Annotated in this window: 6 protein-coding genes; 1 reads left to right on the forward strand and 5 read right to left on the reverse strand. The window is 60.3% G+C overall.

Going from position 1 to position 7,238, the window contains the following annotated elements; translation table 11 throughout:
- Positions 1-204: 204 nt before the first annotated feature.
- The 4 genes from VQ071_RS10650 to VQ071_RS10665 all read right to left on the reverse strand — a co-directional run bounded on the left by VQ071_RS10650 (position 205) and on the right by VQ071_RS10665 (position 5,813).
- On the reverse strand, positions 205-1,479 hold the full coding sequence (locus tag VQ071_RS10650) for a methyl-accepting chemotaxis protein (protein WP_340513960.1): 1,275 nt from the start codon (positions 1,477-1,479) through the stop codon (positions 205-207).
- Between the two features lie 296 nt (positions 1,480-1,775).
- Positions 1,776-3,257, reverse strand: a complete 1,482-nt coding sequence (gene araA, locus VQ071_RS10655) for an L-arabinose isomerase (RefSeq protein WP_340513961.1) — start codon at positions 3,255-3,257, stop codon at positions 1,776-1,778.
- A 226-nt stretch (positions 3,258-3,483) separates the two neighbouring features.
- A complete protein-coding gene (locus VQ071_RS10660) occupies positions 3,484-3,714 on the reverse strand; it encodes a DUF3892 domain-containing protein (RefSeq protein WP_340513962.1) in 231 nt (76 codons plus the stop codon).
- Positions 3,715-3,782: 68 nt separating this feature from the next.
- Positions 3,783-5,813: a beta-galactosidase gene (locus VQ071_RS10665; RefSeq protein WP_340513963.1), complete on the reverse strand. Its 2,031-nt coding sequence runs from the start codon at positions 5,811-5,813 to the stop codon at positions 3,783-3,785.
- A 117-nt stretch (positions 5,814-5,930) separates the two neighbouring features.
- Here VQ071_RS10665 and VQ071_RS10670 point away from each other — a divergent pair, with 117 nt between their 5' ends.
- Positions 5,931-6,761 carry an AraC family transcriptional regulator gene (locus VQ071_RS10670; protein ID WP_340513964.1) on the forward strand — a complete coding sequence of 277 codons (831 nt, stop codon included), beginning with the start codon at positions 5,931-5,933 and terminating at the stop codon, positions 6,759-6,761.
- Between the two features lie 202 nt (positions 6,762-6,963).
- Here VQ071_RS10670 and VQ071_RS10675 read toward each other — a convergent pair.
- Positions 6,964-7,238 (reverse strand): IS66 family transposase (locus VQ071_RS10675; protein ID WP_340513965.1); only part of this gene is annotated, 275 nt, incomplete at its 5' end.

A 7,238-nucleotide genomic window follows, 5' to 3' on the forward strand; every position in this document is an offset into this window, starting at 1 on the left:
CTACAGACGGCGCGGCGCAATCGCCAAAACGCGTCAAAATTCTGTTACTTTTCCTCACATAAGACTATTGCTTTACGTCTATTATAGTGGAACTCTCTTTTTATTTCACCCGGGATTTTTACATTTTAACGGAAATTGCCGCAAACAAAATAACCTCCCGCGTCAGTCCGATAGAACCGATGCGTGAGGTTGTTCAAAATCGGGCTATGCATTAAAAAAGGACGCCTGCGACTTGAGCGTCAGCGACTTGGCGCGCAGCGACTCCGAGGAAGCCGCGATCTCCTGCATGACGGCCGTCTGCTCCTGCGATGCCGACGATACTTGCTCGGCCCCCTCGCGGATGGCGCTGGCCACGTCGGCGACGCGGCGCGCCTCGCTGAGCGCCCTGCCGACCTGGTCCGCCTGCTCGGACATGCGCTGGGCGATCTGCTCCACGAGCCCGCCGACCTCGGCGGCTTCCTTCGCCACGACGCCGAACGCCTCGGCCGAAGCTTTGCCCTGCTCCGATTCGCGCTCGGCCACGCCGGCCTGGCGCTGGATATGCTGGACGCAGGCGGCGACCTCGGATTGAATCTGCGCGATGAGCTGCCGGATATCCTTGACCGCGCTGCCGCTCTGTCCCGCCAGCGTCTTCACCGCCTGGGCGACGACGACGAAGCCTCTGCCTTCTTCGCCGGCTCTGGCCGCCTCGATCGAAGCGTTGAGCGCGAGCAGGTTCGTCTGCTCCGCGATATCGCCGACGACGTTCGAGATCGAGCCGATCTTGTCCGCATTGTCGCTCAGACGCTTCACGATCTCGAGCGCGGTACGGTTCTGCTCGGCCAGCTGCTCCATGCCCGATACCATGGAGCCGAATACCGCCTCGCTGTGCGCGACGGTGTTGTTCATATGCTCCGCCTTGTCACGCGCGGCGGCTGCCTGTTCGTCGGCCAGCCTGGCCGCGATCGCGAGCCGCTCCACCGACTCCTGCATCGACTCCGCCGACGCGAATTGACGCTCCGTGCCCGCCGTGATCTCCTCGGCATGCCGGGACATCTCTTCGATCCGCTGCGCCGCCTCGGAGATCGCGGTCTGCAGCTCGCCGATATGCTGATCCGTCTGCGCCGAGTTGTCCGTGATGCCGCCGGTGATCGCCTTGAGCCGGCTGAGCATGCACTGGAACGCTTCGCCGAGCTGTGAGAGCTCGTCGCCGGTCGGCGATATGTGGACACGGACGCCGAGGTTGCCGCGCTCCGCCTCCTTGGCCGCGCCGGTCAGAGACAGCAGCGGCTTCAGCAGCCATCTGGCGGCAAAAAATCCGAACAGCCCCGTCCAGAAAACGCCCAGCGCCAGCGTCAAAAGTACGAAAACCCAAGAGGGCATAAAATCAAACCAGGTTTTCAGCTTCAACAGCACGAGAGCGCTCGTGGCATAGGTGATGCCGGACACCAGGGTGATGCCGATAACCATTTTAGCGACGATGCCCAGTTTCTTTTCCATTGTCTAGTCCTCCGCTTTTCGATTATCCAATCAGACTATCTAATAGACAAAATTCGACTCCGCCGTCCCGCTTCCTCTTGTCCAATTTGTGACATTAAGACGCAATCACGCGTCGAAAAAGTGTCGAATCGGTGTCCGTTATGTGAAATATGGCTGATTTCCAAGCCCTGCTGCTCCTGAAATATCCGCTCCATGACAAGCGGTCATATGCTTTCCAGGATGTCAAAAAGCCGCCTTTGCGCAAGGCGGCTTAGGCGGCTTAGCAAGCAGGAAGCATGAAAAGGAACGAGGTGCGCTTATTTATTCCACGCGATCTGGCCGAAGCGCAGGTCGTTGGCAAGCTGGCGCATACGGGTCGAAGCGTCGATGACGACGGCCTCGATGCCGGCCAGCTCGGCGAAGTCGAGCAGCTGTTCGGTCGTCACGACGAACGAGTAGACCGTGTGATGCGCGCCGCCAGCCCTAATCCAGGCTTCGGCGCCTTCTGCGAGCGACGGCTCGGGCTTCCACAGCACGCGGGCCACAGGAAGCTTCGGCATCTCGCGGTCGACGGATACGCCCTGGACCTCGTTCACGATCAGCCGGAAGCGGTTGCCCAGATCGATGATGGAGGCATTGAGCGCCTTGCCGCCCTTGCCGTCGAAGACGAGACGGGCCGGGTCCGCCTTGCCCCCGATGCCGAGCGGGTGGACCTCGATGCGCGGCTTCGCGGCCGCAAGGGTCGGGCATACCTCCAGCATATGGGCGCCCAGCACCAGCTCGTTGCCCGGCTCGAAGTGGTACGTGTAATCTTCCATAAACGAGGTGTCTTTGCCGTCCGCGATAATTTTCATCAGCCGCGTGAGCGCAGCGGTCTTCCAATCGCCTTCGCCGGCGAAGCCGTAGCCTTGCTCCATCAGACGCTGGACGGCGAGGCCGGGCAGCTGCTCCAGTCCGTGCAAGTCCTCGAACGTCGTCGTAAACGCGGTGAAGCCGCCTTCGTCCAGCATACGCTTGAGCGCGATCTCCAGACGCGCCTGGTAGGCGATCGCCCGGCGTACGGCGCCTTCGCTCTTGCCTGCTTCGGCAATCTCGTACCGCTCCTCGTACTCCCCGAGCAGCGTGTCGACCTCGGCGTCCGTGACCGCCTCAACGTATTGCACAAGGTCGCCTACGCCATGCGTATTGACCGACCAGCCGAACTTGATCTGCGCTTCGACCTTGTCCCCTTCGGTCACCGCGACCTGCCGCATATTGTCGCCGAACCGGATGACCTTAAGCGTCTTGCTCTCGCACCAGGCGACAGCGGTCCGCTGCCAGGATTCGATGCGCGCCTGCACGGCGCCGTCCGACCAATGGCCGACCACGATCTTGCGGGCGATGCCGAGCCGGGCGCCGATGAAGCCGTACTCGCGGTCGCCATGCGCGGCTTGGTTCGTATTCATGAAGTCCATGTCGATCGTATCCCATGGAATGTCGCGGTTGTACTGCGTGTGCAGATGCAGCAGCGGCTTGCGCAGCTCGGTCAGGCCCGCGATCCACATCTTGGCCGGGGAAAAGGTATGCATCCACGTGATGACGCCTGCGCAGTGCTCGTCCGCATTCGCCTCGTTCAGCACGCGGCGGATCTCATCGGATGTCGTGACGACCGGCTTGAACAGCACCGGGTACGACACCCGTCCCGTCAGCTCCGCCGCAATCTCGCGGGAATGCGCGGCGACTTCCTCGATCGTCTCGGGTCCGTAGAGATGCTGGCTGCCGGTAATGAACCAAAAGGTGTAGGGCTTCGTTTGAAGCATGTGACGGCCTCCCTGGAATGAACGGAATATGAAGCGAATGATAAGCGATGCAACTTGTACGTACCTTTACGCTAATATTAGCTTGAAACTCAAAAGAATTCAACGTAATTTTCGTGTGCCAGCTTAAAATCGGACAAAAGTTGTATGTACATGTGGTGACGTGCAGGCATACGCAAAACGCCGCCCGACCGTTAGCCGGTCAAGCGGCGTCTAATGCGCGCTGCTGTCAGAATAGAGGCAAGTTGTCGAGGTTGTTGTCTTCCCGCCCGTCCGGATTGGAGCGAAGATGCTCGTCGCCGTCGCGGCCCCGGAACACGTTGACGTTATCGATCTGATCGTTTTTGGCCATCTGCTGCGCTTCCTTGTAACCGACCACCTGGCCCGAAGACAGCTTCAGCTCCACGATGTCGCCATCGCCGTTTTTGCGTACGGCAACGACCTGTTCACGATCCGCCATATCTTCCACCTCCTGTCGGACATTAGAATGCCCGTGCCGCTCACATGCTATTCATGCTCAGGGAGAAGTTATGACCGCTGCGCGATGATCGCCACGCCTTTCGAAGGTATCCGGACCTGCCCCGCAGCTTCTTCTCCGGACAGCAAGTCAATGCCGCCCGTATCGAACCTGACCGAAGCTTCCTCCGAACCGTGATTGAGCAGGAACAAGAAGCGCTCCTCCCCTTTGACGCGCACGGTCGCTTCGACGTCTGCAGGCGCGCTGACGAGCGGCAGAATCCCTCTGTCTTCGCAGAGCTGGCCGAGCAGATCCTCGAGGAAAGCCGGCTCTGGGCTGGAGGCAACATACCAGGCTTCGCCCTCGCCGAACCGGTTGACTGTGACGCACGGCATGCCGGCATAGAAGTCAGAGCCGTACTCGGCGACCACGTGGGCGCTCTCGGTGTGCAGCAGGTCGCACAGGATGCCGCAATCGTAGCTGCCGGACAGCCTCCCCTGACCCTTGTCCTTGACGACGATCGAATTTTTCTGCTCGGGGAACAGCGCATCGATCTCCTCCGCCCACACGCCGAGCAGCTTGCGCAGCTCGCCCGGGTAGCCGCCGAGCGTCACGATATCGCTCTCGTTCACGATGCCGCTGAAGAACGTGGTGACGAAGGTGCCGCCCGCCGCCGCGAACGCAGCCGCCCGCTCGGCAAAGCCCGGCTTGACCATGTACAGCACCGGTGCGATCACGATCTCGTATTGGCCGAGTTCGTCCTCCACGCCGATCATGTCGACCGGAATATGCTGCTTGAACAGCGCATCGTAATACTTGTGAACCTCGTCGACATACTTGAGACGGACGGTCGGACCGCTCGACAGATCGAGCGCCCAGCGGTTTTCCCAATCGAACAAGATGGCGACGCGGGCCCCGCTTCGGGCATCGAGCAGCCGGTCGCCGAGCCTGCCGAGCTCTGCGCCCAGCGCCGCGCATTCGCGGAAGACGCGGGTATGCTCATGGCCGACATGCTCGATCACGGCGCCGTGATACTTCTCGCATGCCCCCACCGAGCGGCGAAGCTGGAAGAACATGACCGTATCCGCGCCGCGGGCGACCGCCTGGTAGCTCCACAGCCGCATGACGCCAGGACGCTTGAGCGAGTTGATCGGCTGCCAGTTCTGCTGGCTCGGCGTCTGCTCCATCAGCATGAACGGCTGTCCCTGACGCAGGCCGCGCATCAGATCGTGCGTCATCGCCGTCAGGCTGACCGGCGTATCGAACGACGGATAGTTGTCCCAGGAGATCACATCGAGATGCGGAGCCCATTTAAAATAATCCAGCTCCGGGTACAAGCCCATCAGGTTCGTCGTAATCGGGATATGCGGCGTATGCTTCTTGATCTCGTCGTACTCGAGCTTGTAGCATTCGAGCAGGCTGTCCGACATGAAGCGGCGGAAGTCGAGCGAGATGCCCTGAAAATTCGTGCGATTGCCGTCCCACTCCTCGCTCAGCGCATTCGGCAGCACGATCTCCTCCCAGTCGTAAAACGTATGGCCCCAGAATCGCGTATTCCACGCCTTGTTGAGCGCCTCAAGCGTGCCGTACCGCGCCTGCAGCCATACCCGGAACGCCGCTTCGGACTGCTCGCTGTAGTCGTATCCGCCGTATTCGTTGGAAATATGCCATATGAGTACGGCAGGATAGTCCTTGTAGCGTTCGGCAAGCTTGCCGGCCAGCGTCTTCGCGAAGCGCCGGTATACGTCGCTGTTCGGATTGGAATTGTGCCTGCCGCCGAACTTGCGCTTGCGGCCGTGATAGTCGGTGCGCAGCACTTCCGGGTACCGGCGGGCCATCCAAGCGGGATGCGCGCCTGTGCCTGTCGCCAGACATACATACACGCCGTTGCGGTAGAGGCGCTCGATCGTCTCATCAAGCGACGTAAAGTCGTAAGTATGCTCGTCGGGCTGAATCAGCGCCCAGGAGAAGACGTTAATGGTGGCGATATCGATGCCGGCCAGCTTGAACATGCGATCGTCTTCGGCCCATATATCCGCGTCCCATTGCTCGGGATTGTAGTCGCCTCCGTACCAGATCTTAGGCAGCTTGTCATTGATCATCTCGCGGCACATCCTTTAGAATATAATAATATGTTTATTCTAACTCGCGATCACTTCCTGCTGAATATAATCTTTTCCCGGACATATATAAGAAAACAACGAAGGAGAAAGGTTCGGATGCAGGCTTACAGAAGATTCGCGATCCCGTACGGGCAAGCAGGCATGCTGCCCCTGTCCGTCGAGACGATCGGCATCGTGCGCGAGGATCGGCGGATCGGCAGAGCGGATGGCTACCCATGGTACCATTGGCTGCAGACCGTGAGCGGGGAGGGCGTCTTCACCGTCGGAGGGCACAGCTTCGCCCTGCCCGCGGGCACAGGCATTCTCGTCGCGCCGGAAGTGCCGCATGCCTATGAGCCTGTCTCCGAGCTATGGGAGACCGCCTATCTCACATTCGGCGGACCGGCTGCAGGCGCCATGCTGCTCGCGCTCGGACTGATCGAGCCAGCCCCGATTCGCTGGACGCCCGACTCCCCGCTGGAGGGCTACCTCCATGCGATGCTGGACCGCATCGAAGCGGATGATGATCTGTTCGGTCTGGATGCGTCGGCGGACGCTTACCGGTTCCTGCTCATGCTCAAGCGCCACGGCACATCGGGCCGCCAGGACTCCGTCGATCGCGCCTCGGCGAAGCTGAAGCCGCTGATCGAGTGGATGGAGCAGCGCTACGCCGACCCGGACGCGGGCCTGGCCGAGATGCGCGAGGTGCTCGGCATGCCGGCCAGTTCGATGAACGAGCTGTTCCGGCGTGCGTTCGGGCAATCGCCGTATCATTACCTCATCGATCTGCGGATGCGCAAAGCCAAGGAGATGCTGATCGGCACGCCGCAGGTGACCGTCGCCCGAATCGCCGCGCTCGCCGGGTTCCGGGACGCCAGCCACTTCGTGGCGACGTTCAGGCGCAAGACCGGGATGCCGCCGGACAAGTTCAGACGGCTCTATGAGTGACGGGATAACCAGGGCCGCGCACAATAATAAAGCACGGCATCCCTGTCTGCCCCCGTATCGGGCGTACCAGGATGCCGTGCTTGCTTGATTTTATGGTGCTGCAGGCGATTTTCCGGCACATAACGATGTCGCACATCGTTATTCCAGGCCGCGCGCCGGGTTTCCGGCACATAACGATGTCGCACAGTTACTACTTAGGTGTTCAAAAAGAGAAATGGCCGCGCATGGCAGCTGCGAGAGAGGCGTGAAGCGGAAGGTTCTGCTTGAGAAGAGTAGAAATGAAACTACGGATGGTTGCGAAAATATCGCCGCCTTCATTTGTGCGGAAGGCACCGGACACTTTTTGTTTTACCTTGTTCATGCGGATATCACGCTCGGCCTGGTTGTTATCGAATGGAACGATGGCATTGCGAAGAAAACGAAGAATGGGCCCCTTGTGTTGGGCCAACCGTTCGCCTAGATTGGCTGCTTTGCTCT

It is taken from the genome of Cohnella sp. 56 (assembly GCF_037963805.1).
Lineage (GTDB): Bacteria > Bacillota > Bacilli > Paenibacillales > Paenibacillaceae > Cohnella.

Bases quoted from the DNA above. Each gene is read 5' to 3' on its own strand.
- VQ071_RS10650 (WP_340513960.1), bottom strand. From the start codon at position 1,479: ATGGAAAAGAAACTGGGCATCGTCGCTAAAATGGTTATCGGCATCACC.
- araA (WP_340513961.1), bottom strand. From the start codon at position 3,257: ATGCTTCAAACGAAGCCCTACACCTTTTGGTTCATTACCGGCAGCCAG.
- VQ071_RS10660 (WP_340513962.1), bottom strand. From the start codon at position 3,714: ATGGCGGATCGTGAACAGGTCGTTGCCGTACGCAAAAACGGCGATGGC.
- VQ071_RS10665 (WP_340513963.1), bottom strand. From the start codon at position 5,813: ATGATCAATGACAAGCTGCCTAAGATCTGGTACGGAGGCGACTACAAT.
- VQ071_RS10670 (WP_340513964.1), top strand. From the start codon at position 5,931: ATGCAGGCTTACAGAAGATTCGCGATCCCGTACGGGCAAGCAGGCATG.